The organism is Sphingomonas sp. CD22, assembly GCF_034556155.1.
Classification (GTDB): domain Bacteria; phylum Pseudomonadota; class Alphaproteobacteria; order Sphingomonadales; family Sphingomonadaceae; genus Sphingomonas.
In genome coordinates this window covers 208,244-233,789 of sequence record NZ_JAYDYX010000001.1, presented here as the reverse complement: position 1 = coordinate 233,789, position 25,546 = coordinate 208,244, and the positions used below count along the sequence as shown (strand labels likewise).

The following is a 25,546-nucleotide window of genomic DNA, read 5'->3' as shown; positions in this document are numbered from 1 at the left end:
GCGACATACGCTTTCGCTGAAGCGCTCTCGCGCGCCCGCGCGGCCCTCTGGCCGCCTCCCCGAGCGCCCTGGGCCAAATTGAAGGACTCACAATGACCGCCATCGGCCAGGACAGCCTGAACACCCGCACGACCCTGACGGTCGGCGACAAGAGCTACGCTTACTACAGCCTCGAAAAGGCCGCCGCCAAGTTCGGCGACATCAGCCGCCTGCCCTTCTCGATGAAGGTTCTGCTTGAGAATATGCTGCGTTTCGAGGATGGCAAGACCGTCACCGAGGCCGACGTGCAGGCGATCGTCGACTGGCAGAAGGAGCGCCGCTCCGACCGCGAGATCCAATATCGTCCGGCGCGCGTGCTGATGCAGGATTTCACCGGCGTCCCCTGCGTCGTCGATCTTGCCGCGATGCGCGATGCGATCACCAAGCTCGGCGGCGACGCCGCCAAGATCAACCCGCAGGTTCCCGTCCATCTCGTCATCGATCACTCGGTGATGGTCGACGAATTTGGCACGCCGCAGGCATTCGAGGACAACGTCGATCTCGAATATCAGCGTAACGGCGAGCGCTACGAATTCCTCAAGTGGGGCTCGGCCGCGCTCGACAATTTCAAGGTCGTGCCGCCGGGCACCGGCATCTGCCATCAGGTGAACCTCGAATATATCGGTCAGGCGGTCTGGTCGTCGGACAGCGTCGGCGAGCATGGCGACGGCACCGCGATCGCTTATCCCGACACGCTCGTCGGCACCGACAGCCACACGACGATGATCAACGGTCTGGGCGTGCTCGGCTGGGGCGTCGGCGGCATCGAGGCGGAAGCGGCGATGCTCGGCCAGCCGGTGTCGATGCTGATCCCCGAAGTCGTCGGCTTCAAGCTGACCGGCGCGCTGCGCGAGGGCATCACCGCCACCGATCTGGTGCTCACCGTCACGCAGATGCTGCGCGCCAAGGGCGTGGTCGGCCGGTTCGTCGAGTTCTTCGGCCCAGGCCTCGGTTCGATGACGCTCGCCGACCGTGCGACGATCGCCAACATGGCGCCCGAATATGGCGCGACCTGCGGCTTCTTCCCGATCGACGAGAAGACGATGGACTATATGCGCCTCACCGCGCGGTCCGACGAGAATGTCGCGCTGGTCGAGGCCTATGCCAAGGCGAACGGCTTCTGGCGCTTCGACGACGCCCCCGAGCCATTGTTCACCGACACGCTCGAACTCGACATGGGCACCGTGACCGCATCGCTCGCCGGCCCGAAGCGTCCGCAGGATCGCGTCAGCCTCGGCAAGGTCGACGAGGTGTTCAACGGCGATCTCTTCAAGATCTATCACAAGGAGCGTCCGGAGCGCGTCGACGTGCCCGAGCGCAGCCATGACATCGGCGACGGTGACGTCGTGATCGCGGCGATCACCAGCTGCACCAACACGTCGAACCCGTCGGTGCTCGTCGCCGCCGGCCTCGTCGCGCGCAAGGCGAACGCGCTCGGCCTCAAGCCCAAGCCCTGGGTCAAGACGTCGCTCGCCCCCGGTTCGCAGGTCGTCACCGACTATCTCAACAAGGCCGGCCTGACCGCGGATCTCGACGCGATCGGCTTCAACCTCGTCGGTTACGGCTGCACCACCTGCATCGGCAATTCGGGTCCGCTCGCCGAGCCGATCTCGAAGGCGATCAACGGCAACGACATCGTCGCCGCCTCGGTGCTGTCGGGCAACCGCAACTTCGAGGGCCGCGTCTCGCCCGACGTACGCGCCAACTTCCTCGCCTCGCCGCCGCTCGTCGTCGCCTACGCGCTCAAGGGCACGGTGACGCTCGACATGACCGAGACGCCGCTCGGCCAGGGCACCGACGGTCAGGACGTGTTCCTCAAGGACGTGTGGCCGACCAACCAGGAGATCGCCGACGTGATGGCGGCGAACATCGACGATACGATGTTCCGCTCGCGCTACGGCAACGTCTATGCCGGCGATGCCAAGTGGCAGTCGATCCAGATCACCGAATCCGACACCTACGCCTGGCCGTCGGGTTCGACCTATGTCGCCAACCCGCCGTATTTCGACGGTCTCGAAATGACCCCGAAGCCGGTCACCGACATCATCGAGGCGAAGCCGCTGGCGATCCTCGGCGATTCGATCACCACCGACCACATCTCGCCGGCCGGCTCGATCAAGGCGGACAGCCCGGCGGGCAAGTGGCTGATGGAGCGGCAGGTCAGCCGCGCCGACTTCAACAGCTATGGCGCGCGTCGCGGCAACGACAACGTCATGGTCCGCGGCACCTTCGCCAACATCCGCATCAAGAACGAGATGGTGCCGGGGATCGAAGGCGGCATGACCAGGTTCGACGGCGAGGTGATGCCGATCTTTGACGCGGCGATGCGCCACAAGGAGAATGGCACGCCGCTCGTCATCGTCGCGGGCAAGGAATATGGCACCGGGTCCAGCCGTGACTGGGCGGCGAAGGGCACCAACCTGCTCGGCGTGCGCGCGGTCATCACCGAGAGCTTCGAGCGTATCCACCGTTCGAACCTCGTCGGCATGGGCGTGCTGCCGCTGCAATTCGCCGAGGGCGTGACGCGCCAGACGCTCGGCCTCGACGGATCGGAGACGTTCACGATCACCGGCGTCGCCAATCTGCGCCCGCGCCAGACCGTCGAGGTTCAGCTCACCCGCGCCGACGGCAGCACCGAGACGTTCGAGACGCGCTGCCGCATCGATACCGTCAACGAACTGGAATACTTCCTCAACGGCGGCATCCTCCAGTACGTGCTGCGCAACCTCGCGGCATAAGCCGGGGCGCCGCCTGGGGATTTTGGCTAAATTCCTCCCCCGCCAGGGGGAGGAATTGACTGCATATCGATCCCGCATAAGCCGGAGCGGCGGCATCCGCCGATACCCGCCACGATCCGCCAAGCAGCGGCCACACCCTCGCCACATCCGACGGTATAATCACGCTTTTCCGGAGCGTTACCGCCGCATGGCCCGCCTCATCCCGTCACTCGCGCTGCTCGCGCTCGCCACCACGCCGGCGACTGCGCAGCACAGCACCACCGGCTGCACCGCCGCCACGCCGCACCGGTTGATCGTCACGGTCCGCGGCGTGCGCGCCGGCACTGGCGACGTCCGCGTCCAGCTCTACGACGAACCCGGCTTCCTCCAGAAAGGCCGCTGGCTCGGCCGCGTCGAGGCGCCGACCAACGGACGCCGCACGCTGGAGGTCTGTATCCCCGTCCCCCGCCCCGGCACCTACGGTGTCGCCGTCCGCCACGACGCCAATGCCAACGGCAAGTCCGACGGCGGCGACGGCGGCGCCTTCTCGCGCGATCCCGGCCTCTCGCTGCTCAAGCTCAAGCCCGCCTTCGCGCAGGTGGCGGTGCCGCTCGCCGCCGGGACGAGCCGGATCGCGGTGACGATGAACTACCGGCACGGCTTCTCGGTCGGCCCGGATCGCTGACCGGACCGGCGGCTCACCCCAGACCCAAGGCCCGCCACGCCACCGCGTCCAGCTTCGCCACCAGCGCCGGATCGCGCGCGCCTTTGGCGGTGATGATCGCGCTGTCGAGGCAGGTGTCGATCGGCGACGCCGGCCGCGCCTTGGGCAGCGCGCGCAGCAGCCGCACCACCATCGCCCGCGCCTTGGCCGCATTCGCCGACACCTGCGCCATCACCTGCGCGACATCGACCGCCGCCTCGCCTTCGCGCCAGCAATCGTAATCGGTCACCATCCCGACCAAAGCATAAGGCAGCTCCGCCTCGCGCGCGAGCTTCGCCTCGGGCATCGCGGTCATGCCGATGACGTCGCATCCCCATTGCCGGTAGAGGACGCTCTCCGCCCGCGACGAGAATTGCGGCCCCTCCATTGCCAGATAGGTGCCGCGACGATCCACCCCGGCGCCGACCGCCGCGGCGGCGTAATCGCTCAACCGCGGACACACCGGATCGGCCATCGAAACGTGCGCGACACAGCCGGTGCCGAAGAAGCTCGACGTGCGCCCCTTGGTCCGGTCGATGAACTGGTCGACGATCGTGAAGCTGCCCGGCGGCCGCGCCTCGACCAGCGACCCGACCGACGACACCGCGAGCACGTCGGTCACCCCGAGCCGCTTCAACGCGTCGATATTGGCGCGCGCGTTGATCGCCTCCGGGCTGATCCGGTGGCCACGACCGTGCCGCGGCAGGAACGACACCGCGACCTCGCCGATCCGCCCGCTGAAGATCGCATCCGACGGTGCGCCCCACGGCGTCGTCACCTCGACCCAGCGGCCGTCCTCGACGCCTTCGACGTCGTAGAGGCCGGAGCCGCCGATGATGCCGATATGCCAGCCCGCCATCAGCCTGCGACCGTCGCGCGCGGCCGAGCATAGAGGAAATAGACCAGCAACCCGAAGGCGTTCCAGCCGAAGAACGCGACCTGCGTGCGCACCTGCAGGCTGGTGAACAGATACAGGCAGCCGAGGATCGCCAACGGCGCGACGACGAAGGCGAACGGCGTGCGGAACGGCCGCCGCGCATCGGGGTCGCGCCGCCGCGACACCAGCACGCACGCCGCCACCGCGACGAAGGCGCATAGCGTCCCCGCATTGGCAAGGCTGGCGATCACGTCGAGCGGCGCCAGCCCGGCGATCACCGCGACGAACACCGCGGTCATCGCGGTGATCCGCGCCGGCACGCCGCGCTTGCTGACCTTGGCGAGTGCGGCGGGCAGGAAGCCGTCGCGCGCCATGACGAGGAAGATGCGGCTCTGCCCGTAGAGGAACGCGAGCAGCACCGTCGGCAGCGCAACCGCCGCCGCGGCGGCGACCACCGTCGCCACCTTGGGCTGGCCGAGTTCGCGCAGGATCAGCGCCAGCGGCTCGGGGCTGCTGCCGAAGCGCGTATAGCTCAGCGCGCCCACCGCCGCAGTCGCGACGATCATGTAGATTGCGGTGCACGCCAGCATCGAACCGACGATGCCGATCGCCAGGTCGCGTTCCGGGTTCTTCGCCTCTTCCGCCGCGGTGGAGATCGCGTCGAAGCCGTAGAAAGCGAAGAAGATGATCGCCGCCGCGCCCATCACGCCATATTTCACGCCCCCCGCCCCGGTCGGGCTGCCGAAGCCGTAAGGCGTGAACGGATGCAGATTGGCGGCATCGAAATGCGGCAGGGCGACGCCGACGAACAGCGCCAGCGTGACGATCTTGATCAGCACCAGCACGGTGTTGACCCGCGCGCTCTCGCGCGTCCCCAGCATCAGCAGCCCGGCGACCAGCGCGATGATCGCCACCGCGGGCAGATTGACGACGCCGCCCAGCCCCGGCCCGTTGGCCAGCGCCGCCGGCACCGCCACGCCCAACCCCTTGAGGAACCCCACCGCATAACCCGACCAGCCGACCGCGACGGTCGACACGACCAGCGAATATTCGAGGATCAGGCTCCACCCCACGACCCAGGCGATCACCTCGCCCAGCGTCGCATAGCTATAGGTATAGGCCGATCCCGAGGCGGGGATCATCGTCGCCATCTCCGCATAGCAGAGCGCCGCGCAAGCGCAGATCGCCCCCGCGACGACGAAGGCGAGGATCACCGCCGGCCCGGCGCGGTCGGCACCCACGCCGATCAGCGTCAGGATACCCGTCCCGACGATCGCGCCCACCCCCAGCGCGACCAGATGCGGCCAGCTCAGCGTCCGCGCGAGCTGCTGCTCGGGCGGCTGGGCGTGGATCGTCTTGCGACGCAATAAGCTCATGCGGTTCCCTCCCTGGATGGCGGAGGTATAAGCGGTCGCTGCCGTGGTGGGTAGAGCAGCGAGAACGGCGGAGGCTGTAAGACGGGCGCCCCCCGCCCCACATACCCCGTCGCACCAGCCTTGTACCCCGGCGAAGGCCGGGGCCCAGTTGGGAAGGCGGCGGTACGTCATCGCCCACCTTCACCCAACTGGGCCCCGGCCTTCGCCGGGGTACATCTGCCGTGTTTCAGAGGTTTCGCAACGTCCGGGGGTGACGGTAATAACCGGCGACCTACCTCCCCCGCCTCAGAACCGTCGCGAAATGCCCCCGGCCAGTTCCACGTCGGGCGCCGCATGGTTGAGGCCCAGCGTCGTCTGCACGTCGAACTGCCAGTCCTTCTTGGGCTTCCACGTCACCGAGGCCGCGCTCAGCCATTGCGTGCTGCGGTCGTCGGGATCCTCGTCGCGGATCACCTGCGCCTCGAGCGCCGCCGAGACCGTCTTGGCGAGCTTCACCGTCGCGCCGCCCGCGCTGCTGTAGCGCAGATGCCTCCCGGCACGCTCTTCGTCGGGCTGCGCATCCACCTCGGGCGTCGCGTCGAGATGCACCGTGTCGTTCAACCGGAAGGTGACCGGCACCAGCAATCCGCCCCCCGCGACGCGCGACCCGATCGTGCTGCCGCCGACCGGCACCGTCACATAGGGCAGCAGCGACAGCGACAGACCGTTTCCGTCGGGATGCAACAGCCCCGCCTTGAGCCCCAGCGAGACGTCGCCGCTCTGCCCGACCCGGTCGATCGCCCCCGTCTGCCGGTCGCGCTCGCGCTCATGGCCATAAGGCGTCCAGCCGATTCGCGCCTCGATCTGGTCGGCGACGCCGACGCGCACCAGCGTGTCCGCGATCAGCACGGTATCGGTGCGACTGTCCGGCTGGCGGTCGAGCGTCCAGTCGACCACCCCCGTCTCCACAGAGACGCGGCCGGGGGCGATGACGCAGGCCGGCGTATCGAGGCCGGGGCGTTCGGGGCAATAGCTCTTCTGCGCCAGTGCCGGCGCGGCGACGAAGGTCATCGCGACGGCACCCGCCGCGGCAGCGCGCCTCACGACAGCCGTACCCAGGTCGGCGCATGATCGCTGGCCTTCTCGCGCCCGCGATACGCCTTGTCGACGCCGGCATCGACCAGCCGGTCGGCGGCCTGCGGACTGAGCAGCAGATGGTCGATGCGGAAGCCCGCGTCGCGCTGCCATGCCCCCGCCTGATAATCCCAGAAGGTCCACACCCGCCCCGTCGGCTGCCGCGTGCGCAGCGCATCGGTCCACCCCTGCGCGAGCAAGCGGCGATAGGCGGCGCGGCTTTCCGGCTGCATCAGCGCGTCGGTCGCCATCGCGCGCACCGAGAAGGTATCGTCGTCATTGGGGATCACGTTGTAATCGCCCATCAGCACCGTCGGCACTTCCTCGTCGAGCAACACCTGCGCGCGCGCCGCCAGCCGTTCCATCCAGCGCAATTTGTAATCGAATTTCGGCCCCGGCTGCGGATTGCCGTTGGGCAGATAGATCGACGCGACGACCAGTCCGTCGACCGCGCATTCGAGATAGCGGCTGTGGTCGTCCTCGTCCTCGCCGGCCAGCCCGCGCTGCCGCTCGACCGGCACCTGCCCGCGCGCGAGCACCGCGACGCCGTTGAACCCCTTCTGGCCGTGCCACACCGCGCCGTAACCCAGCGCTTCGATATCGGCATGCGGGAAGGTGTCGTCGCTCGACTTGATCTCCTGCAGGCAGACCACGTCGGGCTGCTGTTCGGTGAGATATTCGAGCAACCGGGGCAGGCGCGCCTTGATCCCGTTGACGTTATAGGTGACGAGCTTCAACCGTCAGATCGCGAAGCTGGAGCCGCAGCCGCAACCCGACGCCGCATTGGGATTCTCCACGCGGAACGCCGCCCCGCCGAGCGATTCGACATAATCGACCTGGCAGCCGCGCACGAGGTCGAGGCTGACGCTGTCGACCACCAGTCGCACGCCATCGGTTTCGGCGACGGTATCGTCGCCCTCGGGCGCCTCCGCGAAGCCGAACTTGTACTGGAACCCCGAACAGCCGCCGCCATCCACCGACAGGCGAAGGATCGCGGGCTTGTTCTGCTTGCCGGCAATTGCCGCGACACGCTTCGCCGCGGCAGGAGTGAGCAGGATCTCGGGAGACGTGGCCATCCCCGGGAGATAGGCGCGGCGGGGGCGCGGGGCAACAGGGGATGGGTGGCGAGTGTCCCCTCACTCGTCGAGCAACGCAGTGCGCCGTATCCTCCCCTTCCGTCACCTCATGGGAAGCGGGGAATACGCCCCTACCCCATCAAAACCCGCACCCCGATCGCCAGCACCAGCGCGGGCACCGTCGTCACCACCCCGACGCGCAGGAACTGCCCGAAGGTCACATCCTCGCCCTCGCGCCGGATCGCGATCAGCCACAGGATCGTCGCCAGCGACCCGGTGATCGACAGGTTCGGCCCCAGATCCACCCCGATCAGCAACGCGTCGACCACCAGCGCCGGCGGATGCGCCGCCGCGATCGTCTGCGCCGCGATCAGCCCGGCGGGCAGATTGTTGACCAGATTGCTGCCGACCGCGAGCAGCCCGCCCGCCGCCGCCGCGGCGGCCCGCGGGTCGGTCGCCGCCGCCGCGGACAATTGCGCCGCCAGCCAGCCGATCAGCCCGGTCTCGGCGAGCGCCTGCACCATCACGAACAATCCGGCGACGAGCAGCAGCACCAGCCACGACACGCCCTTGACCAGCGGCACCAGCGACTCCCGCGCGCGCAGCTGCACCGCCAGCGCGGTGACGACGCCCGCCCCGAACGTCGGCCAGCCGAGGTCCCAGCCCAGCGCCGATGCGACCGTCAGCAGCACCGCGGTCGCGCCGATCCCGGCCAGCGCCATCCGCCCATTGCCCGACAGCGCAACGCCCTCGCCCTGCTCCGCCGTGCCCGAGAGGTCGCTGCGGAACAGCCAGCGCAGGCCGAGATAAGTCGTGCCGATCGCCAGCACCGACGGCAACGCGAACGCCGCCAGCCACGCGCCCAGCCGCGGCAGGTCGCTGGCGTAGAGCACCAGATTGGCCGGATTGGAGATCGGCAGGATGAAGCTCGCCGCATTGGCGACCAGGGCGCAGGCGAACAGCATCGGCAGCGGCTTGACCTTGGCACGCTGCGCGACCGCATAGACCGCGGGGGTCAGCACCACCGCGGTCGCATCGTTCGACAGGAAGGCGGTCACCGCCACCCCGACGAGGAAGACGAGCGTGAACAGCCGCGCCGCCGACCCGTTCGCGCCCGCCGCGGCGCGTTGCGCCACCCAGTCGAACACGCCATGCGCGCGCGCCGCCTCCGACAGCAGCATCATGCCGATCAGGAACAGATAGACGTCGGTCCCCTTGAGCACCGCCGCCCACGCGCTCGCCGGCGCGATCAGCCCGAGCAGCAGCAGCAGCACCGCGCCACCCACCGCCCACACCGCCTCAGGCCAGCGGAACGGCCGGACGATCACCCCCGCGGTCGCGGCGGCGCATATCCCAACGGTCGCGATCATCGGCCCCTACCCTTTTCCACGCACACCCCGATCGAAGCCACGATCCCACCCCCGTAACCCATGTCACCCCCGCGAAGGCGAGCGATCTGCGAAGACCGGCTCGCCACACCCTCATACCGTACCCCGGCGGAGGGCGGGGCACAGTTGGGAAGGCCATCGTAAGTCATTACAAACCGTCGCCGAACTGGGCCCCGGCCTTCGCCGGGGTACGGTTTTGATGTGCCACGTACGACTTTTGCGGAAGTCTCGGCGTCCCGAAAACCGACCTGCGTCGCTCTGCCCGATCCCAGGTTCCCGCCCCTGCGGAAATGCGGCGACGGCATCGTCGCCAAAAATACGCGCCTCACGCCGGCTTCGTCTCGGGCATCGCCAGCGCATACAGCGCCAGCCCCGCCGTCGCGATCCCCGCCAGCGTCAGGAAGCTCGCGCCATAGCCGACGCCGACGATGATCGCCCCCGCCAGCGACGCACTCAGCGCCGCGCCCAGCCCCTGCGCGGTCGCCACCGCGCCCTGCGACACGTTGAACCGCCCGGTGCCCTTGGTCAGGTCAGCGATCACCACCGGGAACAGCGCGCCGAAGATCCCCGCGCCGACGCCGTCGAGCGCCTGCACGCCGACCAGCCACCACGGATCGTTCGACATCGTGTACAGCGCCCCGCGCGCCGCCAGCACGCCGAAGGCGATCAGGAACAGCGGCTTGCGCCCCCAGCGATCGACGTTGCGCCCGACCACGACCGCCACCGGCACCATCACCAATTGCGCCGCGACGATGCACGCCGCGGTCAGCGAGGTCGCCGAATCCTTGCCCACCGTCTTGGCGAGCAACTGGCTGACCGAGGTCAGCATCGCCGCATTGGCGAGGTGGAACAGGAAGGCGATCACCGCGAACAGCAGCAGCGGCTTGTTCTCGACCAGCACCTTCCACCCGCCCGGCTCCTCGCAGCCTTCCTCGGGCTCGCAGTCGAGCCCGCGCGCCACCGCATTGTCGATGTCGTCGTTCTTGATGCGCAGCGCCGCGAAGACGCTGGCGACGGTCAGCCCGCCCATCAGCCAGAACACCACCACCGGCCCGAACTTCCACGCCAGCGCGCCCGCCAGCGCCGCCGAGACGGCGTTGCCGGCATGGTTGAACGCCTCGTTGCGCCCGACCCGCTTGGAGAACAGCTTCGGCCCGAACAGGCCGAGCGTGATCGCGCTGATCGCCGGCGCGAACACCGCGCCCGCCACCGCCGCGATCGACTGCGTCGCCGCGACCATCGTGAAGCCGGTGACGAACGGCAGCGACACGCTGCTCAGCGTCACCAGCAGTGCGGCGATGATGACGATGCGCGGCTTGTTGCGGCTGCGGTCGATCAGCCCGCCCGCCGGCGTCTGCGACACCAGCCCGACGATCCCGGCGATGGTCAGCACCAGCCCCACCGTCGCCTCGTTCCAGCCGTGCGCCGGCCCGCGCACCGCGAGCAGGTAGATCGCCAGATACGGCCCCAGCCCGTCGCGCACGTCGGCGAGGAAGAAGTTGAGCGCATCCAGCGTCCGCCCCGCGTCGGGGGCCGGCCCGGCATCGGGTGCACGGGGCAGTGCGGAGGGGGCAAGGCTGGCCATGAACGTGCTCCACCGCGTTCGGACCGTTATGGTCCGTCTCTCCGCGTGGGCGCTTAACGTAGGTAAGTTGCGGATGATCCCGCTTCGGACTGATAAATGTTACGCAATGTTGCCGATCGCGCCTCCCGCCGCGCCAGTTCCAGCGCATAGGCCGCGGCGAGTTGCGCGAAGCAGCGTTTCAGCGTAGGGGATGCGGCGCGGCCTCGCTCGGCCTCGGCTTCGCGGATTAGGCGGTGCAGGGTCTCTGGGGTCACGGAAACGGCCATGATGCGCGCGATACAAGCGCCACGTTGCGTCCGTATTGCCGCCCGCGATTGGCCCGCGTTTCCAACGGACTCGCGACTGTACTGTCCTCTGCCGCGCCCCAGTCTGGCCTCGAGCCATGCTGTCGGGGCGCCGCTTCCATTTAGGTTACCCGATGCCCTTTTCTTCGCTCCCCCCGCTTCTCGCCGAAGCGCTCGTTGCCCGTGGCTATGAAGCCCCCACCGCCGTCCAGGCGCAGGTGATCGAGCCGGAGGCCGTCGGCCGCGACCTCATCGTCTCCGCGCAGACCGGTTCGGGCAAGACCGTCGCCTTCGGCCTCGCCATGGCCGCCGAGCTGATGGCCGACGGCGCGCTGCCGCCGCCGGGCAAGCCGCTCGCGCTGATCATCGCGCCGACCCGCGAACTCGCGCTGCAGGTCAGCCGCGAGCTGATGTGGCTGTACAAGGAGGCGCATGCCCGCATCGCCACCTGCGTCGGCGGCATGGACGCCAGCAAGGAGCGCCGCTCGCTCTCCCACGGCGCGCATATCGTCGTCGGCACGCCCGGCCGCCTGCGCGACCATCTCGAGCGCGGCGCGCTCGACCTGTCGTCGCTGCGCGTCGCCGTCCTCGACGAGGCCGACGAGATGCTCGACATGGGCTTCCGCGAGGATCTCGAACAGATTCTCGACGCCTCGCCGACCGAGCGCCGCACGCTCATGTTCTCGGCGACGATGCCCCGCCCGATCGTCGCGCTCGCCAAGCGCTACCAGCGTGACGCGCTGCGCATCTCGACCGTCGGCGAGGACCGCGGCCACGGCGACATCGCCTATCAGGCGGTCACCGTCGCGCCGGCCGATATCGAACATGCGGTCATCAACCTGCTCCGCTTCCACGAGGCGGAGACGGCGATGCTGTTCTGCGCCACCCGCGACAACGTCCGCCACCTCCACGCCAGCCTCGTCGAGCGCGGTTTCGCCGCCGTCGCGCTGTCGGGCGAGCACAGCCAGAGCGAGCGCAACTCGGCGCTCCAGGCGCTGCGCGACCGCCGCGCCCGCGTCTGCGTCGCCACCGACGTCGCCGCGCGCGGCATCGATCTGCCCAGCCTCAGCCTCGTCGTCCACGTCGAGATGCCGCGCGATGCCGAGACGCTCCAGCACCGTTCGGGCCGCACCGGCCGCGCCGGCAAGAAGGGCACCGCGGTGCTCATCGTCCCCTATCCGCGCCGCCGCCGCGTCGACATGATGCTCAAGCAGGCCAAGATCGCCTGCGAGTGGATCCCCGCCCCCAGCGCCGACGACATCCGCAAGCAGGATCGCGAACGGCTGATCGCCACGCTGCTCGCGCCGATCGAGTTCGACGACGAGGATCGCGAGCTGGCGACGCGCCTGATGGCGGAGAAGTCGGCCGAGGACATCGCCGCCGCGCTCGTCCACGCGCATCGCGCGCTGATGCCGCAGGCCGAGGACCTGCTCGATTCCGCCGCCCCGCAACAGTCCGATCGCACCCAGGGCCACCGCCCCGGCTTCGAGGACACGGTGTGGTTCAGGATGGACATCGGCCGCCGCCAGAATGCCGATCCGCGCTGGCTGCTGCCGCTGATCTGCCGCCGCGGCCACATCACCAAGGCGGAGATCGGCGCGATCCGCATCAACCCGAACGACACGATCTTCGAGGTGCCGCGCACCGTCGCCGACCGCGTCCTCGCCAGCGTCCAGCGCACCGCCAACCCAGAGAGCGACGAGGGCAGCCTGCAGATCGTCCCCTTCACCGGCAACCCGCGCGAGGCCGGCGGCGCCGATCGCGGCGACCGTTCCGACCGCGCTCCGCGCACCGGCTCGGGCGCCCCGCGCAGCCGCAGCGCACCCGGCGGCGCCCCCGCGCGCCATCAGGCGAAGCCCTATCGCAAGGGCCCGCGCGGCTGATGGCTGAAGGCGTCCGCATTCTCGTCGATGCGGACGCCTGTCCGGTAAAGGACGAAATCTACAAGGTCGCCTGGCGCCGCGCGGTGCCGGTGACGATCGTCAGCAACAGCCATTTCCGCATTCCCCAGCACCCGCTGGTCACCCGCGTCGTCGTCAGCGACGGGTTCGACGCCGCCGACGACTGGATCGCCGAGACCGCCGATGCGCAGGCGGTGGTGATCACCGCCGACATCCTGCTCGCCGACCGCTGCCTGAAGGCGGGCGCGACCGTCCTCGCCCCGACCGGCAAGCCCTTCACCACCGCCTCGATCGGCGGCGCGATCGCGACGCGCGCGATCATGGCCGACCTGCGCGCCGGCGGCGACCAATTGGGCGGCCCCAAACCCTTCGCCGCCCAGGACCGCAGCCGCTTCTTGCAGGCGCTCGATACCGCGCTGGCGAAGCTGCAACGCGGCTAGCCAGTGCCAAGCGGAGCGTTGGCCGGGCCAACCGCAGGACCATCGCACCGGAACGCTCGTGTGATCCGCTCGTGTTGCCAAACCCACGCCGTCACCCCGGCCTTGCGCCGGGGTCCCGCTGATCTGGACGGCGCGAAGCAGCGGGATGCCGGATCGAGTCCGGCATGACGAGGGTATGGAACTGGTGCGACATCTTAATCAGCCAACACATCTCAACAGACATGCGACGCCTTCATCTGGAAGTTTACTGTTTTTTTGTAGGTTTATGCCACAGTGCTGCTGGGAGACTACAGCGTTATGGATTTATCGACCAAACTCGTAGAATTGGAAAAGCGGACGTTGCAACACCGCGAGCTTCTGCTCACGGAGGAGGCTGCCAAGACAGCCCTCGTCATGCCGTTCCTGCAAGCTTTAGGTTATGACGTCTTCAACCCGCATGAAGTGATACCGGAATTTACCGCCGACGTCGGCATTAAACGAGGCGAGAAGGTCGATTACGCGCTTTGCATAGATGGCAGGCTCAGTATCCTGGTGGAATGCAAGCCATCGTCGGTTGACCTGGACCTCAAGCATGCGTCGCAGCTTTTCCGCTATTTCGCGACTACAGATGCCCGCGTAGCGATCCTGACCAACGGTGTGGTTTACCAATTCTACTCGGATACCGAGCAGCCGAATAAAATGGACGAAAAGCCATTTTACGTTTTTTCGCTCGACGCCATCAAACGATCAGATCCTGCGACGCTTGAACGTTTCTCCCCAAGCGCTTTCAGCGTCGAAGGCATTGTTGCCGAAGCTGGCCGGCTCAAGACCGAGTCACTCACGAGAGGTGAAATCGAAAAGGAGTTTAGTTCGCCGTCGGAGGAGTTTGTACGGATGATCGCGGCGCGAGTCGTGCCGGGTCGATTGACCGCTGCCGCGCGAGAGCAATTCCAGAGCATCCTTGCGACAGCGATCGCATCGATCATTCGAGATCGAGTCAATGAGCGTATCACCTCGGCTTTAAACGTCGCAAATCCGCCAGCCGAACCGATCGAAGACGGGGCGTCGGACGATATGTCTGACGCCGACGGCATCATCACTACCGAAGACGAGATCGCTGGGTTCAGGATCGTACAGGCCATCGCTTCCCGGCATGTTGATCCTAAGCGCGTGGTCATCCGCGACTCCAAGTCTTATTGCGCCGTACTTTTGGATGATAACAACCGCCGGACGCTGGTTCGCCTGCATTTTAACAGCCCGACAACTCGATACGTCGGGACATTTGACGGGAAAGCTGAAACTAGGCATTCGGTGCAAGCGGTAACCGACATCTACAAACTTGAAGATCAGATTGCGAGGAGAATTGCAGAATTTGCTGGTCAAGCCATCGGAGCAACTGCGTAGCGCCCTTGTCCTTGGTCCGCACGATCGGCGACGACTGCCCCATCGAAGATCACATGTCTTGGCGGCAAACGCTCGCCGAACTCGAAAGTCTGCCGCTGCCGCCTTCGGTGCAGGAGCGTGACAGGGTCAAGGCCACGATGATTGACCGGCCTCTCCCGTTCCGGAACCATCACTCCTCCCGCCCATTGTCGCGACCGTAACGAGGAGTATGCCATGTTTCGCCCCATCCTGATCGGCGCCGCGCTGATCGCCGCGCCGGTCTTCGCGCAGACCACCGCCTCGGCGCCTGCGGCCCCCACCGCCGCGCAGCGCGACGATGCCGTCGCCGCCGAGACCGCACCCGAAGTCGTCGCTGCCAACCGCGAGGTCGGCGCGGTCGCACAGTTCGACAATGGCGCGGTCACCGCGGTCAACGCCGCCAATCAGGCGCGGTATCAGGCCGACGTCCGCCGCTATCGCGCCGCGATGCGGGCGCACCGACGCACGATCGCCGCCGATGCGGCGCTTCAGGCCGACCGCGAGCGCGCTTATGCGATGGCGATGTCCGACTGGCGCGATCAGGTCGCCGCCTGCAAACGCGGCCGCACCCGCGCCTGCCGCATGCCGAGCCCGAACCCCGCGAATTATATGTGATAGGACGGCCTCGTGACGCCTCGCGGCAAGGGACGCCTCCACCCCAAAGGTCCCGCCGCCCCCTGACCTGTTCGAGACCTCTGCAAAGCTACCCCAGTGCTCCCCCGGTGATGCGGACTTTGCAAAGGTATCGAGGAGGCGGAGTCGAGGCTCAAGGCGCAACGCCGCAGCCCGATGTACCCCGGCCTCCGCCGGGGTACGACATAGGGCGCAGCGCACGGCCTTCCACCAAGGTCCGACCCGCCGCGAGATCACAGGCGGGCAGGATCACTGCGAGTCCGCCTACCCCTCGTCGCCCATCCGCAGCGCGGCGATGAACGCTTCCTGCGGGATGCTGACCGAGCCGTATTCGCGCATCTTCGCTTTGCCCTTCTTCTGCTTGTCGAGCAGCTTGCGCTTGCGGGTGGCGTCGCCGCCATAGCATTTCGCGGTGACGTCCTTGCGCATCGCGCTGATCGTCTCGCGCGCGATTACCTTGCCGCCGATCGCCGCCTGGATCGGGATCTTGAACAGATGCCGCGGGATCAGCTCCTTGAGCCGCTCGACCATGCCGCGCCCGCGCACCTCCGCGGTACCGCGATGGACGATCATGCTGAGCGCGTCGACCGGCTCTTCGTTGACGAGGATGCTCATCTTGACCAGATCGCCCTCGCGATAGCCGATCTGTTGATAGTCGAAGCTCGCATAGCCCTTCGACAGCGATTTCAGCCGGTCGTAGAAATCGAACACGACTTCGTTGAGCGGCAGTTCGTAGGTCGCCTGCGCCCGCCCGCCGACATAGGTCAGGTTCTTCTGGATGCCGCGGCGATCCTGGCAGAGCTTGAGGATCGAGCCGAGATATTCGTCGGGGACGTAGATCGTCGCGTTGATCCACGGTTCGCTGATCGTCTTGATCTTGTTGACGTCGGGCATGTCGGCGGGATTGTGCAGGTCGATCTGCGTGATCCCCGCCGGATCGGGATGCGTCAGCTCGATCTGATAGACCACCGACGGCGCGGTGGTGATGAGGTCGAGGTCGTATTCGCGGGTCAGCCGCTCCTGGATGATCTCGAGGTGGAGCAGGCCGAGGAAGCCGCAGCGGAAGCCGAAGCCCAGCGCCGCCGACGTCTCCATCTCGAAGCTGAAGCTGGCGTCGTTGAGGCGCAGCTTGCTGATCGATTCGCGCAGCTTTTCGAAGTCGTTGGCGTCGACCGGGAACAGGCCGCAGAACACCACCGGCTGGACTTCCTTGAACCCCGGCAGCGCCTCGGCGGCGGGGCGTTTGGTGTCGGTCAGCGTGTCGCCGACGCGCGCCTGCGCGACGTCCTTGATCTGTGCGGTGATGAAGCCGATCTCGCCGGGGCCTAAATCGGTGAGCTGCTCGATCTTCGGGCGGAAACAGCCGACGCGATCGACCAGATGCGTCGTGCCGGCCTGCATGAAGCTGACCTGCTGCCCCTTTTTCAGCACGCCCGCCATCACGCGGACGAGGATGACGACGCCGAGATACGGGTCGTACCAGCTGTCGACCAGCATCGCCTTCAACGGCGCATCGGCATCGCCCTTGGGCGGCGGGATGCGCGTGACGATCGCCTCCAGGATCTCGTCGATGCCGATCCCCGATTTTGCGCTGGCGAGCACCGCCTGCGAGGCGTCGATGCCGATGACGTCCTCGATCTCCTTGCGCACCTGTTCGGGTTCGGCGGCGGGCAGGTCGATCTTGTTGATCACCGGCACGATCTCGTGATCGTGCTCGATCGACTGATAGACGTTGGCCAGCGTCTGCGCCTCGACCCCCTGCGCCGCGTCGACCACCAGCAGCGCGCCTTCACAGGCGGCGAGGCTGCGGCTGACCTCATAGGCGAAGTCGACGTGGCCGGGCGTGTCCATCAGGTTCAGCGTATAGGTGATGCCGTCCTTGGCGGGGTAGGACAGGCGCACCGTCTGCGCCTTGATCGTGATCCCGCGCTCCTTCTCGATGTCCATGTTATCAAGCACCTGGCTCGACATCTCACGGTCGGTCAGCCCCCCTGTCCTTTGGATCAGACGGTCGGCGAGGGTCGACTTGCCATGGTCGATATGCGCGATGATCGAGAAGTTACGGATCGTGTCGGGAGGAGTAGCCATATCGCCACGCGCCTAGCGCACCCAGGGGCCGGGTGCTAGATGCCGACGGCTCCGGGACCCCGATCGAGGGGGCTTCCGCGACGACGTCCCGAACGAGCGGATCGCTTGGGAGGAACAGTGGAAATGAGAAAGCAGACATTTATCGCCGCTTTGGCGGGGGCGGCGCTCGTCGTGTCCGGCGCGGCGGACGCGCAGAAGCTCGCCCGCGAGTCGAGCGGGCAGAAGCTCCAGACGCAATTGGCCGCCGAGGTGCCGCATTGCGTCCGCAAGCTCGGCACGCTCTCGATCGCCGACGGCGACGACCCGCATTGGTGGACGCAATACAATCTCGCGCCGCCGTCGAAGCTGCTCAAGGTGCTCGTCCAGCGATCGGGCTGCTTCAACCTCGTCGATCGCGGCACCGGCCTCAACGCCGCGCAGATCGAGCGCAACATCGGCGGCAACCTCGGGCTGCAGCGCGGCGCCAACGTCGGCCAGGGCCAGATCAAGGCGGCCGATTACGTGATGGTCGCCGAAATCCAGGGCGCCAACAGCAACGTCAGCGGCAACGGCGTCGCCGGCGTCGCCGGTGGCCTGCTCGGCGGCGCGGTCGGCGGCCTGATCGGCGGCCTCAAGAGCAAGAAGATGGAGGCGAACACCGTCCTCTCGCTGACCAACGTCCGCACCACCGAGACGCTCGCCACCGAGGAAGGCTATGCCGCCAAGAACAACCTCGCCTTCGGCGGCGGCGGCTTCCTGTCGGTCGCCGGCGCGGCGGGCGGCGGCTACGACAATACCGAGATCGGCCGGATCGTGACCCTGTCGTTCATCCAGGCCTATTCGAAGATGGTCACCGGCCTCGGCCTCGTCACCCCGGGCGACGCCGGCACCGCGCAGGCCGCCCCCGCCAAGACCTTCACCGCCCAGGCGCCGCTCGCGCTGCGCGTCAGCGGGCTCGCGACGAGCAAGGTGCTGCGGACACTGCCGACCGGCGCGATCGTCTATCCGACCGGCAAGAAGGACGGCCTGTGGTGGGAGGTCGCCGACGAGAACGACAATGTCGGCTGGGTGCTCAACACCAAGCTCGCGCCGTCGAGCTGATGCGCCGGGGGACGGCCCGCCACGCGGCAGGCCGTCCCCTCAATCGCGGCTCAGCGTCTCGATCGCGCGCAGCGCGTTGAGGTAGCGCGTCGAGCCCTGCCCCGACACCAATGCCCAGCGCACGCCGCGCTCCTCCAGCACCGCCTTGCTCAGCTCGAAGAAGCGCCGCCGCGCCGCTTCGCCGCCGAACATCCGCGTGCCGTCGTCCTCCCACGGCAGGTCGATGTCGAACAGCAGATAGATGTCGGCGGTGTTGTTCCACGTCGCGAACCACGCGTCGCGCCGCCGGAACATCATGTCGGCCCATACCGCGGTCATCAGCGGATCGGTGTCCATGATCACCGGATAGCTGCGCTCGGCGAGCGCGTGGCGGACCTTGGCGTCGTGGCCCTTCCCGATCTCGACGAGGTCGGCCATCGTCAGGTCGGTGCCGAACGCCTCGCAATAGGCGCGGCCGAACTCGGCGACGCAGGGCACGCCGCCGAAATGCTGCGCCAGCCGCGGCATCATCGTCGACTTGCCGGTACTCTCCGGCCCGTGCAGGCAGATCGAACGCAACGTCATGCCAATGCCATCCTGCCCTGCCGCCCCCGTGCGCGCCGCCAATCGATCAGCCCCCATATCGAAAGGCCGAGCAGCACCAGATACAGGCCGGTGGTGAACACCAAACCCTTGGCCGCATAGAGCGGCACGCTGGCGACATCGACCGCGATCCACACCCACCAGCTCTCGATCGCGCGCCGCGCCTGCATCACCTGCGCCGCGACCGAGGCGATCGCGATGCCGCCGTCCCACCAGGGATAGGACGCGTCGGTATAACGATGCATCAGCGCGCTCCAGACGAGCCACGCCGCGACGCCGCCGCCCAGCCACGTCAGCCGGGCGAGCGGATCGAGCCGCTCGACCACCACTTCGCCCGCGCTCGCCCGGCTGCGCGCCCAATTCGCCCAGCCGTAGAGATTGGCGGCGAAAAAGAAGACCTGCAGCAGCGCATCGCTGTAGAGGTGCGCGCCGAGGAACACCCAGCCGTAGATCGCCACCGCCGCGAGCGCGACCGGATAGTTCCACACGCTGCGCGCCGCGACCAGCGCGACGTTGACGATGACGAGTGCGGCGGCGAGCGCTTCGACCATATTCACCGCCTCTGCCTAGGACGTTGCACGAGGATTTCGCAAGTGCACGATTCCGGTGCTTGCATCCGCTATCCGGCGTGGGTATAGGCGCGCCTCCAAGCACGGACGGACCCTTGAAGGGCCTGGACGTACTCCGTCGGGGAGTAGCTCAGCCTGGTAGAGCACTGTCTTCGGGAGGCAGGGGCCGGAGGTTCGAATCCTCTCTTCCCGACCATATATATCCGCTACGGCTCCCGCCGTGGCATATGCACCCATAGCTCAGCTGGATAGAGCATCAGACTACGAATCTGAGGGTCGGGCGTTCGAATCGCTCTGGGTGCACCACCTTTTCCAAGCCTTTCCATAGCAAGCCGGAGCCACGATCGTGGTGGACAAGAGCTGGGGCACGCCCTCGCCATCGGCGGACTTCCGCGTCCGCAGCAACCTCACCCTCGAACAGCGCGCCGCCGAACGTGCCGCAGCCCGCGAGGCGCGGACGCGCGAGCGGGCCGGCGACACCGAACAGCGCCTCAAAGAGCGGCTCGCTAGCCGCGAGGTCGAGATGCGCGAGCGCGAACAGGCCCGCGAAGCCCGCCGCGAGGAGGAGCAGCGACTGGCGGAGGGCGATCCCCACGCCGCCGCCGCGCAGCGCCGCCGCGGCTCGGGCCGCAAGGACGTGGTGCGCGAGCAACGCGATACGCGCGGCTATGCGACGGTGGTCGATATCGCGCGGATGCGCGAGCTGGCCAAGCGCGGCGCCTCGCTCACCGGCCTCGCCGGCGCCTTCGGCATTTCGGTGGAAGAGGTCGAGGCGGCGCTCGCGGAGACCGACTGACGGCCCCTGCCCCGCCGATCAGGCCGCGCGCTGGCGACGGTAGGCGATGATGTGGACGATCAGGCTCAGCACGGAACACCTCGGCAATGCCGCAGGGGTGCGGCTCGGTGGCGCGCCTATGTGCCGCGCCGCCCGCGTCGACAATTGCAACCTCGGTCGTGCCGGTTGCAGCGCGAGCAATCGTGTTGCTGGAACCGACATTCAGCCAAATTCCTCCCCCGCCAGGGGAAGGAATTCTCTCAAACCGCTATGCCGATCCGTCCTAACCGGCGGCGTCGATCCATTCGGCCAGCGTCAGTTCGCCGGTCGGCCGGATGTCCGCCTGCATGCTGTTCGCCATGATCTCCAACGCCCAGCGCGTCCGCGCATCATGGTCGCCCGCCACCCCGTCGGACGGCACCCACAGATCGTATTGCCGCATATGCGCCTCCGCCGCGGTGAACAGCACGCAGATGTCGGCGGCGACCCCGGTGAGCACCAGCCGGCGCGCACCCAATTGCGGCAGCAGCACCGGCAGATTGGTCGCGTAGAAACCGGAAAACTGCGGCTTGATGATGAAATAGTCGGTTTCGCGCGGCCGCAGCGCCTCGGTCAGCGCCTGCCCCGGCGTCGCGCGCGACAGCGTCTCCTCGATCAGCTTGTCGCGATCGGAATGCCATTGCCCATTGTTGTCGTTGACGTAGATCACCGGCACGCCGGCAGCGTCCGCCGCATCGCGCAGCGCGAGGATCGGCGCGATCGTCGCCTCAGCCGACCCCTTCAGCCGATCGCCGCCGTCGAAGTCGAGGGCGTTGACCATGTCGATGATGATGAGCGCGGTATGCCCCGCGGCAGGAGGAAGCTGCTGTTGCGCCATGAAACCTTCGTACCGTTTTTGCCGCAGCAGCGCCTTGATCTGTGATGCGTTTGGAACGAAACGGGATCATGATCGATGGCGAGACGCCTCCTCAGCGAAAGGTGATCCATGTCGATATGGACGCCTTCTACGCGTCGGTGGAGCAGCGCGACGACCCGACGCTGCGCGGCAAGCCGGTCGCGGTCGGCGGGTCGCGCGCGCGCGGCGTCGTCGCCGCGGCGAGCTACGAGGCGCGCGCGTTCGGCGTGCGATCCGCGATGCCGTCGGTCACCGCCTTGCGCCGCTGCCCCGACCTCGTCTTCGTCCGGCCGCGCTTCGACGTCTATCATGCCGTCTCGCAGCAGATCCGCGCGATCTTCGCCGATTACAGCGACGCGATCGAGCCGCTGTCGCTCGACGAGGCCTATCTCGACGTCACCACCGACGTGCGCGGCCTCGGCTCGGCGAGCGCGATCGCCGAGGAGATCCGCGCCCGCATCCGCGCCGATACCGGCCTCACCGCCTCGGCGGGGGTGAGCTACAACAAGTTCATCGCCAAGCTCGCCTCCGACCAGAACAAGCCCGACGGGCTCTGCGTCATCCCGCCGCACAAGGGCGCGGCGTTCGTCGCCTCGCTGCCGGTCAAGCGTTTCCACGGCGTCGGACCGGTCACCGCCAAGCGGATGGAGCAGCTCGGCATCCTCACCGGCGCCGACCTGCGCGACCGCCCTCTGCCCTTCCTGCAGGCGCATTTTGGTTCCTATGCCGACTATCTCTTCGCGGCGGCGCGCGGCGTCGATCATCGCCCGGTGCGCGCCCATCGCGAGGCCAAATCGGTCGGTGCCGAGCGGACGTTCGAGACCAATCTGTCCGCGCCCGACGACCTGCACGCCGCGCTCGCCCGTGTCGCCGAGGCGGCCTGGGTGCGGATCGAACGATCGGGGGTGCGGGGCCGGACGGTGACGCTGAAGCTCCGCCACGCCGACTTCCGCACGATGACGCGGGCGCGCTCGCTCGCGCTGCCGGTGACGAGCGAGGCCGACTTCCTGCGCATCGGCGACGAATTGCTCGATGCGCAGCTGCCCGTGCCCGACGGCGTGCGGCTGCTCGGCCTGACGCTGTCGGGCATCCTGCGCGACGCCGCCGACGCGGAGGAGGTTCAGCCCAGCCTGCCGCTGTGAGCGCGGATCACCGGCCACCCGGCGGCAGATTGGTCTCGAGGTAGCGCGTCATCAGCGAATAGAGGTGCAGGCTGGTGCCGGGCTTTTCGTAGATGCCGTGCGTGCGATCGGGATAGGCCATCATCGTGAACGGCTTGTTGGCGGCAATCAGCCGATCCTCGAGCTGTTCGAGGTTCTGGTAATGGACGTTGTCGTCGCCGGTGCCGTGGATGACGAGCAGATTGCCCGCCAGCCCCGCGGCATACGTGATCGGCGACCCCGCCTTGTAGCCCGCCGCATTGTCCGCCGGCAGACCCATGTAGCGCTCCTGATAGATGGTATCATAGAGCATCTGGTCGGAGACGGCGGCGACGGCGATGCCGGTCTTGAACAGCTCGGGGAAGCGGAACATCGCGTGCAACGTGCTCGATCCGCCCCCGCTCCAGCCCCAGATGCCGATCCGCGCCGGATCGATATAGGGCCGCTCGGCGATCAGCTTGCGCACGCCGGCGGCATAATCCTCCGGCCCGACGACGCCGAGCCGGCGATAGATGCTCTTGCGCCAGTCGCGCCCCCGCGGCGTGTTGGTGCCGCGCGGATCGATGCTGGCGACGATATAGCCGCGCTCGGCGAGCATGCGATGCCACAGAGCGGTGTTGCCGCCCCAGGCGTCGGCGACCGTCTGCCCCCACGGCTCGCCATAGACCTGGAACAGCACCGGATAGCGTTTGGCGGGATCGAAGCCCGCGGGCTTCATGATCCACGCGTCGACCGACACGCCCTTGCCGAGGTCGAGCCGGGTGAATTCGGTCGGCCCGATCGGTTCGTGCGCGATCTCGTCCTGCAAGGCGGCGTTGCGGGCGAGCACGCGCACCGGGGCCTGGGTGGTGAGGTCGATCATCTCGGTCACCGGTGCGCGGTCGATCGCCGAGACGGTGTGCCGCGCCCAATGCGCGCCGGGGGCGATGTCATAGCCGTGCGTCCCCGCCTGCCCCGCCGGAGTCACCCGCTCGACCCGCGGCTTGCCGGTCAGCGTGGCGCGGTAGAGGTAGCGCTGCGTCGGATTGTCGGGCGAGGCGGTGAACCACGCCCAGCCCCGCGCCTCGTCCACGAGGAGCAGGCTGACGACGTCGAACCGCCCGGGGGTGCGCAGGCTCGGCGTCTTGCCGTCGGACGAGGCGACGTACAGATGCCGCCAGCCGTCGCGCTCGCTCAGCCAGGTGAAGCGTTTGCCGCCGTCGAGCCAGGTCGGATCGCCATTCGCCTCGACCCAGGCGGCGTCGCGTTCGACGAACACCGGCTTCGTCGTCCCGCTGGCGGGATCGGCGAGCAGCAGGTTATACGTGTTCTGCAGCCGGTTGGCATATTGCAGGAACACCTTGCCGCTGGTCCCCGCCCAGCTCATCTGCGGCACGTAATTCTGGCGCGGATCGCCGGTCAGGCCGATCCACCGTGTCGCGCCGCTCGCCACGTCGATCGTGCCGACGCGCACCGCCGAATTGGTGGTGCCGACCTTGGGATATTGGAGCGGGATCGGCTTGGAATATTGCCCCATCGTGTTGCTGATCATGTAGAAGGTGCCGACCCCGGACGTGTCGAACCGCCAGAAGGCGATCGTCCGCGAATCCGGGCTCCACGACCAGGCTTTGCGGAGGTAGAATTCCTCCTCATACACCCAATCGCCCAGACCGTTGACGATCAGGTCGTTGCCGTCGCGGGTCAGTTGCCGCGGCGGCGCATCGCCCGCGCTCGGCTCGACGTACAGATTGTTGGCGCGGACATAGGCGATGCGGCTGCCGTCGGGTGAGAATGCCGCGTACATCAGGCTGGCGGGCGGCGCGTCGCCACCGACCCGGCGCAGCGTCCTGGCCGCGACATCGAACAGCCAGTAATCGCCGAGCGCCCGGGTGCGGCGGAAGCGCGTGCCGTTGGTGAAAATCAACAGCCGCTTGCCGTCGGCGGACCAGGCATAGCTCTGGATCGCGATCGGTTTGCCCGTCGCCGGCACGACGAGGTCGCCTGCCGCGACCAGCACGGTGCGGGCGTTGCGCGCGACGTCGTAGCGGACGAGGTCGGTGCCGCCGGCGACCGCCTTGGACGGTTCGATCGCGTCATAGCCGCTGCCATCGGCGGTCCACTCGCCGCCCTCGACCTGGTCGATCGGGATCGCCTTGTCGCCGAAGATGCGCTCCAGCGTCAGCGGCGCCGACTGGATCGCGGCGGCGACGGGTTGCGACAGGGTCGCGAGGCCGGCGAGGATCAGGGCTTTGCGCATCGTCTTCGAACTTCCCCTTTTGCTGTTGCGGACGTGGTATCGCACGAATCCGCGGCCGTATACGATCGTTCGATACCCGCCGCGCTTGCCCTGCGTCGCCGTTTCCGCTAACGGCCGCCGCTTCCACGCTTTGGCTGGATGCTTGCGGGAGGGCGGAGACGCCCGCTTGGACCGCTAAACTTGAAACGAGAGTGACATGGCAAAGAAGATCACAGGTTACATCAACCTGCAGGTTCCTGCAGGCGACGCCAAGCCCGCCCCGCCGATCGGCCCGGCACTGGGTCAGCGCGGCGTCAACATCATGGAATTCTGCAAGGCGTTCAACGCGCAGACGACCGACATGGACAAGGGCACGCCGCTGCCCACCAAGATCACCGTCTATGCCGACCGTTCGTTCAGCTTCGAGATCAAGACGCCGCCGGCGTCGTTCCTGATCAAGAAGGCCGCCGGCCTGAAGTCGGGTTCGAAGGAGCCGGGCAAGGTCGTCGCTGGCAAGATCGCGCGCAGCAAGCTCGCCGAGATCGCCCAGACCAAGATGAAGGATCTGAACGCCAACGACATCGAGGCTGCGACCAAGATCATCGAAGGCTCCGCCCGCGCGATGGGCCTCGAAGTGACGGAGGGCTGA

At 67.7% G+C, this 25,546-nt stretch carries 23 protein-coding genes and 2 tRNA genes; 12 read left to right on the top strand and 13 right to left on the bottom strand.

Annotated elements, in window-relative coordinates; translation table 11 throughout:
• Positions 1-92 precede the first annotated feature (92 nt).
• Both acnA and SFC76_RS01055 read left to right on the top strand, forming a co-directional pair.
• Positions 93-2,777, top strand: a complete 2,685-nt coding sequence (acnA, locus tag SFC76_RS01060) for an aconitate hydratase AcnA (RefSeq protein WP_322847643.1) — start codon at positions 93-95, stop codon at positions 2,775-2,777.
• Between the two features lie 187 nt (positions 2,778-2,964).
• Complete coding sequence (locus tag SFC76_RS01055) at positions 2,965-3,441, top strand: DUF2141 domain-containing protein (protein WP_322847642.1); 477 nt, start codon at positions 2,965-2,967, stop codon at positions 3,439-3,441.
• A gap of 13 nt (positions 3,442-3,454) precedes the next feature.
• Here the strand turns inward: SFC76_RS01055 and mtnP are convergent, their stop codons facing one another.
• The 8 genes from mtnP to SFC76_RS01015 form a co-directional block, all read right to left on the bottom strand.
• A complete protein-coding gene (gene mtnP, locus SFC76_RS01050) occupies positions 3,455-4,318 on the bottom strand; it encodes an S-methyl-5'-thioadenosine phosphorylase (RefSeq protein ID WP_322847641.1) in 864 nt (287 codons plus the stop codon).
• Positions 4,318-5,712: an amino acid permease gene (locus SFC76_RS01045; RefSeq protein WP_322847640.1), complete on the bottom strand. Its 1,395-nt coding sequence runs from the start codon at positions 5,710-5,712 to the stop codon at positions 4,318-4,320. The genes mtnP and SFC76_RS01045 overlap by 1 nt, the downstream gene beginning before the upstream one ends.
• Before the next feature lie 285 nt (positions 5,713-5,997).
• Positions 5,998-6,795 (bottom strand): transporter, encoded by a 798-nt coding sequence (locus SFC76_RS01040; protein WP_322847639.1) that lies wholly within the window; start codon positions 6,793-6,795, stop codon positions 5,998-6,000.
• The gene (gene xth, locus SFC76_RS01035; protein ID WP_322847638.1) at positions 6,792-7,562 is read right to left on the bottom strand and encodes an exodeoxyribonuclease III; all 771 of its coding nucleotides are present in this window, start codon (positions 7,560-7,562) and stop codon (positions 6,792-6,794) included. The genes SFC76_RS01040 and xth overlap by 4 nt, the downstream gene beginning before the upstream one ends.
• Positions 7,563-7,565: 3 nt before the next feature.
• Positions 7,566-7,901 (bottom strand): iron-sulfur cluster insertion protein ErpA, encoded by a 336-nt coding sequence (erpA, locus tag SFC76_RS01030; protein WP_038660722.1) that lies wholly within the window; start codon positions 7,899-7,901, stop codon positions 7,566-7,568.
• A gap of 131 nt (positions 7,902-8,032) precedes the next feature.
• Positions 8,033-9,271: an SLC13 family permease gene (locus SFC76_RS01025; RefSeq protein ID WP_322847637.1), complete on the bottom strand. Its 1,239-nt coding sequence runs from the start codon at positions 9,269-9,271 to the stop codon at positions 8,033-8,035.
• Positions 9,272-9,614: 343 nt separating this feature from the next.
• Positions 9,615-10,874 (bottom strand): MFS transporter, encoded by a 1,260-nt coding sequence (locus SFC76_RS01020; protein WP_322847636.1) that lies wholly within the window; start codon positions 10,872-10,874, stop codon positions 9,615-9,617.
• Between the two features lie 53 nt (positions 10,875-10,927).
• Entirely contained in the window at positions 10,928-11,140 is a 213-nt protein-coding gene (locus tag SFC76_RS01015) for a hypothetical protein (RefSeq protein ID WP_322847635.1), read from the bottom strand.
• 152 nt (positions 11,141-11,292) lie between these two features.
• On the opposite strand from SFC76_RS01015, the gene SFC76_RS01010 reads away from it, so the two are divergent.
• The 4 genes from SFC76_RS01010 to SFC76_RS00995 all read left to right on the top strand — a co-directional run bounded on the left by SFC76_RS01010 (position 11,293) and on the right by SFC76_RS00995 (position 15,515).
• Positions 11,293-13,041, top strand: a complete 1,749-nt coding sequence (locus SFC76_RS01010) for a DEAD/DEAH box helicase (protein WP_322847634.1) — start codon at positions 11,293-11,295, stop codon at positions 13,039-13,041.
• Positions 13,041-13,499, top strand: a complete 459-nt coding sequence (locus SFC76_RS01005) for a YaiI/YqxD family protein (RefSeq protein ID WP_322847633.1) — start codon at positions 13,041-13,043, stop codon at positions 13,497-13,499. The genes SFC76_RS01010 and SFC76_RS01005 overlap by 1 nt, the downstream gene beginning before the upstream one ends.
• Positions 13,500-13,796: 297 nt before the next feature.
• Positions 13,797-14,882, top strand: a complete 1,086-nt coding sequence (locus tag SFC76_RS01000; protein WP_322847632.1) for a type I restriction endonuclease — start codon at positions 13,797-13,799, stop codon at positions 14,880-14,882.
• Positions 14,883-15,095: 213 nt separating this feature from the next.
• Complete coding sequence (locus tag SFC76_RS00995; protein WP_322847631.1) at positions 15,096-15,515, top strand: hypothetical protein; 420 nt, start codon at positions 15,096-15,098, stop codon at positions 15,513-15,515.
• A 282-nt stretch (positions 15,516-15,797) separates the two neighbouring features.
• Here SFC76_RS00995 and lepA read toward each other — a convergent pair whose 3' ends face one another.
• Positions 15,798-17,621, bottom strand: coding sequence for a translation elongation factor 4 (lepA, locus tag SFC76_RS00990; protein ID WP_322847630.1), 1,824 nt, complete (start codon positions 17,619-17,621; stop codon positions 15,798-15,800).
• 123 nt (positions 17,622-17,744) lie between these two features.
• Between lepA and SFC76_RS00985 the strand changes: the two genes are divergently transcribed.
• On the top strand, positions 17,745-18,701 hold the full coding sequence (locus tag SFC76_RS00985; RefSeq protein ID WP_322847629.1) for a CsgG/HfaB family protein: 957 nt from the start codon (positions 17,745-17,747) through the stop codon (positions 18,699-18,701).
• A gap of 39 nt (positions 18,702-18,740) precedes the next feature.
• Here SFC76_RS00985 and SFC76_RS00980 read toward each other — a convergent pair whose 3' ends face one another.
• Both SFC76_RS00980 and pnuC read right to left on the bottom strand, forming a co-directional pair.
• Complete coding sequence (locus SFC76_RS00980) at positions 18,741-19,265, bottom strand: AAA family ATPase (protein WP_322847628.1); 525 nt, start codon at positions 19,263-19,265, stop codon at positions 18,741-18,743.
• Complete coding sequence (gene pnuC / locus SFC76_RS00975; protein ID WP_416222373.1) at positions 19,262-19,834, bottom strand: nicotinamide riboside transporter PnuC; 573 nt, start codon at positions 19,832-19,834, stop codon at positions 19,262-19,264. Before pnuC ends, SFC76_RS00980 begins: the two co-directional genes overlap by 4 nt.
• A gap of 137 nt (positions 19,835-19,971) precedes the next feature.
• Here pnuC and SFC76_RS00970 point away from each other — a divergent pair.
• The 3 genes from SFC76_RS00970 to SFC76_RS00960 all read left to right on the top strand — a co-directional run bounded on the left by SFC76_RS00970 (position 19,972) and on the right by SFC76_RS00960 (position 20,648).
• A tRNA-Pro gene (locus tag SFC76_RS00970) sits at positions 19,972-20,048 on the top strand.
• A gap of 33 nt (positions 20,049-20,081) precedes the next feature.
• Positions 20,082-20,158: transfer RNA gene (locus tag SFC76_RS00965), tRNA-Arg, on the top strand.
• A gap of 40 nt (positions 20,159-20,198) precedes the next feature.
• Positions 20,199-20,648: a hypothetical protein gene (locus tag SFC76_RS00960; RefSeq protein WP_322847626.1), complete on the top strand. Its 450-nt coding sequence runs from the start codon at positions 20,199-20,201 to the stop codon at positions 20,646-20,648.
• A 262-nt stretch (positions 20,649-20,910) separates the two neighbouring features.
• Here SFC76_RS00960 and SFC76_RS00955 read toward each other — a convergent pair whose 3' ends face one another.
• A complete protein-coding gene (locus tag SFC76_RS00955) occupies positions 20,911-21,504 on the bottom strand; it encodes an isochorismatase family cysteine hydrolase (protein WP_322847625.1) in 594 nt (197 codons plus the stop codon).
• A gap of 68 nt (positions 21,505-21,572) precedes the next feature.
• On the opposite strand from SFC76_RS00955, the gene dinB reads away from it, so the two are divergent.
• Positions 21,573-22,664 (top strand): DNA polymerase IV, encoded by a 1,092-nt coding sequence (dinB, locus tag SFC76_RS00950; RefSeq protein WP_322847624.1) that lies wholly within the window; start codon positions 21,573-21,575, stop codon positions 22,662-22,664.
• 7 nt (positions 22,665-22,671) lie between these two features.
• Here the strand turns inward: dinB and SFC76_RS00945 are convergent, their stop codons facing one another.
• A complete protein-coding gene (locus SFC76_RS00945; RefSeq protein WP_322847623.1) occupies positions 22,672-24,918 on the bottom strand; it encodes a S9 family peptidase in 2,247 nt (748 codons plus the stop codon).
• A gap of 196 nt (positions 24,919-25,114) precedes the next feature.
• On the opposite strand from SFC76_RS00945, the gene rplK reads away from it, so the two are divergent.
• Positions 25,115-25,546, top strand: a complete 432-nt coding sequence (rplK, locus tag SFC76_RS00940) for a 50S ribosomal protein L11 (protein ID WP_017978227.1) — start codon at positions 25,115-25,117, stop codon at positions 25,544-25,546.

Excerpts from the sequence above, each read along its gene's own strand:
- SFC76_RS00945 (WP_322847623.1), bottom strand. The coding sequence starts at position 24,918 with ATGCGCAAAGCCCTGATCCTCGCCGGCCTCGCGACCCTGTCGCAACCC.
- SFC76_RS01045 (WP_322847640.1), bottom strand. The coding sequence starts at position 5,712 with ATGAGCTTATTGCGTCGCAAGACGATCCACGCCCAGCCGCCCGAGCAG.
- SFC76_RS01005 (WP_322847633.1), top strand. The coding sequence starts at position 13,041 with ATGGCTGAAGGCGTCCGCATTCTCGTCGATGCGGACGCCTGTCCGGTA.
- SFC76_RS00980 (WP_322847628.1), bottom strand. The coding sequence starts at position 19,265 with ATGACGTTGCGTTCGATCTGCCTGCACGGGCCGGAGAGTACCGGCAAG.
- SFC76_RS01055 (WP_322847642.1), top strand. The coding sequence starts at position 2,965 with ATGGCCCGCCTCATCCCGTCACTCGCGCTGCTCGCGCTCGCCACCACG.
- SFC76_RS00985 (WP_322847629.1), top strand. The coding sequence starts at position 17,745 with ATGAGAAAGCAGACATTTATCGCCGCTTTGGCGGGGGCGGCGCTCGTC.
- SFC76_RS01025 (WP_322847637.1), bottom strand. The coding sequence starts at position 9,271 with ATGATCGCGACCGTTGGGATATGCGCCGCCGCGACCGCGGGGGTGATC.
- SFC76_RS00955 (WP_322847625.1), bottom strand. The coding sequence starts at position 21,504 with ATGGCGCAACAGCAGCTTCCTCCTGCCGCGGGGCATACCGCGCTCATC.
- mtnP (WP_322847641.1), bottom strand. The coding sequence starts at position 4,318 with ATGGCGGGCTGGCATATCGGCATCATCGGCGGCTCCGGCCTCTACGAC.
- SFC76_RS01020 (WP_322847636.1), bottom strand. The coding sequence starts at position 10,874 with ATGGCCAGCCTTGCCCCCTCCGCACTGCCCCGTGCACCCGATGCCGGG.
- SFC76_RS00995 (WP_322847631.1), top strand. The coding sequence starts at position 15,096 with ATGTTTCGCCCCATCCTGATCGGCGCCGCGCTGATCGCCGCGCCGGTC.
- rplK (WP_017978227.1), top strand. The coding sequence starts at position 25,115 with ATGGCAAAGAAGATCACAGGTTACATCAACCTGCAGGTTCCTGCAGGC.
- SFC76_RS01010 (WP_322847634.1), top strand. The coding sequence starts at position 11,293 with ATGCCCTTTTCTTCGCTCCCCCCGCTTCTCGCCGAAGCGCTCGTTGCC.
- pnuC (WP_416222373.1), bottom strand. The coding sequence starts at position 19,834 with ATGGTCGAAGCGCTCGCCGCCGCACTCGTCATCGTCAACGTCGCGCTG.
- SFC76_RS01000 (WP_322847632.1), top strand. The coding sequence starts at position 13,797 with ATGGATTTATCGACCAAACTCGTAGAATTGGAAAAGCGGACGTTGCAA.
- dinB (WP_322847624.1), top strand. The coding sequence starts at position 21,573 with ATGATCGATGGCGAGACGCCTCCTCAGCGAAAGGTGATCCATGTCGAT.
- lepA (WP_322847630.1), bottom strand. The coding sequence starts at position 17,621 with ATGGCTACTCCTCCCGACACGATCCGTAACTTCTCGATCATCGCGCAT.
- acnA (WP_322847643.1), top strand. The coding sequence starts at position 93 with ATGACCGCCATCGGCCAGGACAGCCTGAACACCCGCACGACCCTGACG.
- erpA (WP_038660722.1), bottom strand. The coding sequence starts at position 7,901 with ATGGCCACGTCTCCCGAGATCCTGCTCACTCCTGCCGCGGCGAAGCGT.
- SFC76_RS01015 (WP_322847635.1), bottom strand. The coding sequence starts at position 11,140 with ATGGCCGTTTCCGTGACCCCAGAGACCCTGCACCGCCTAATCCGCGAA.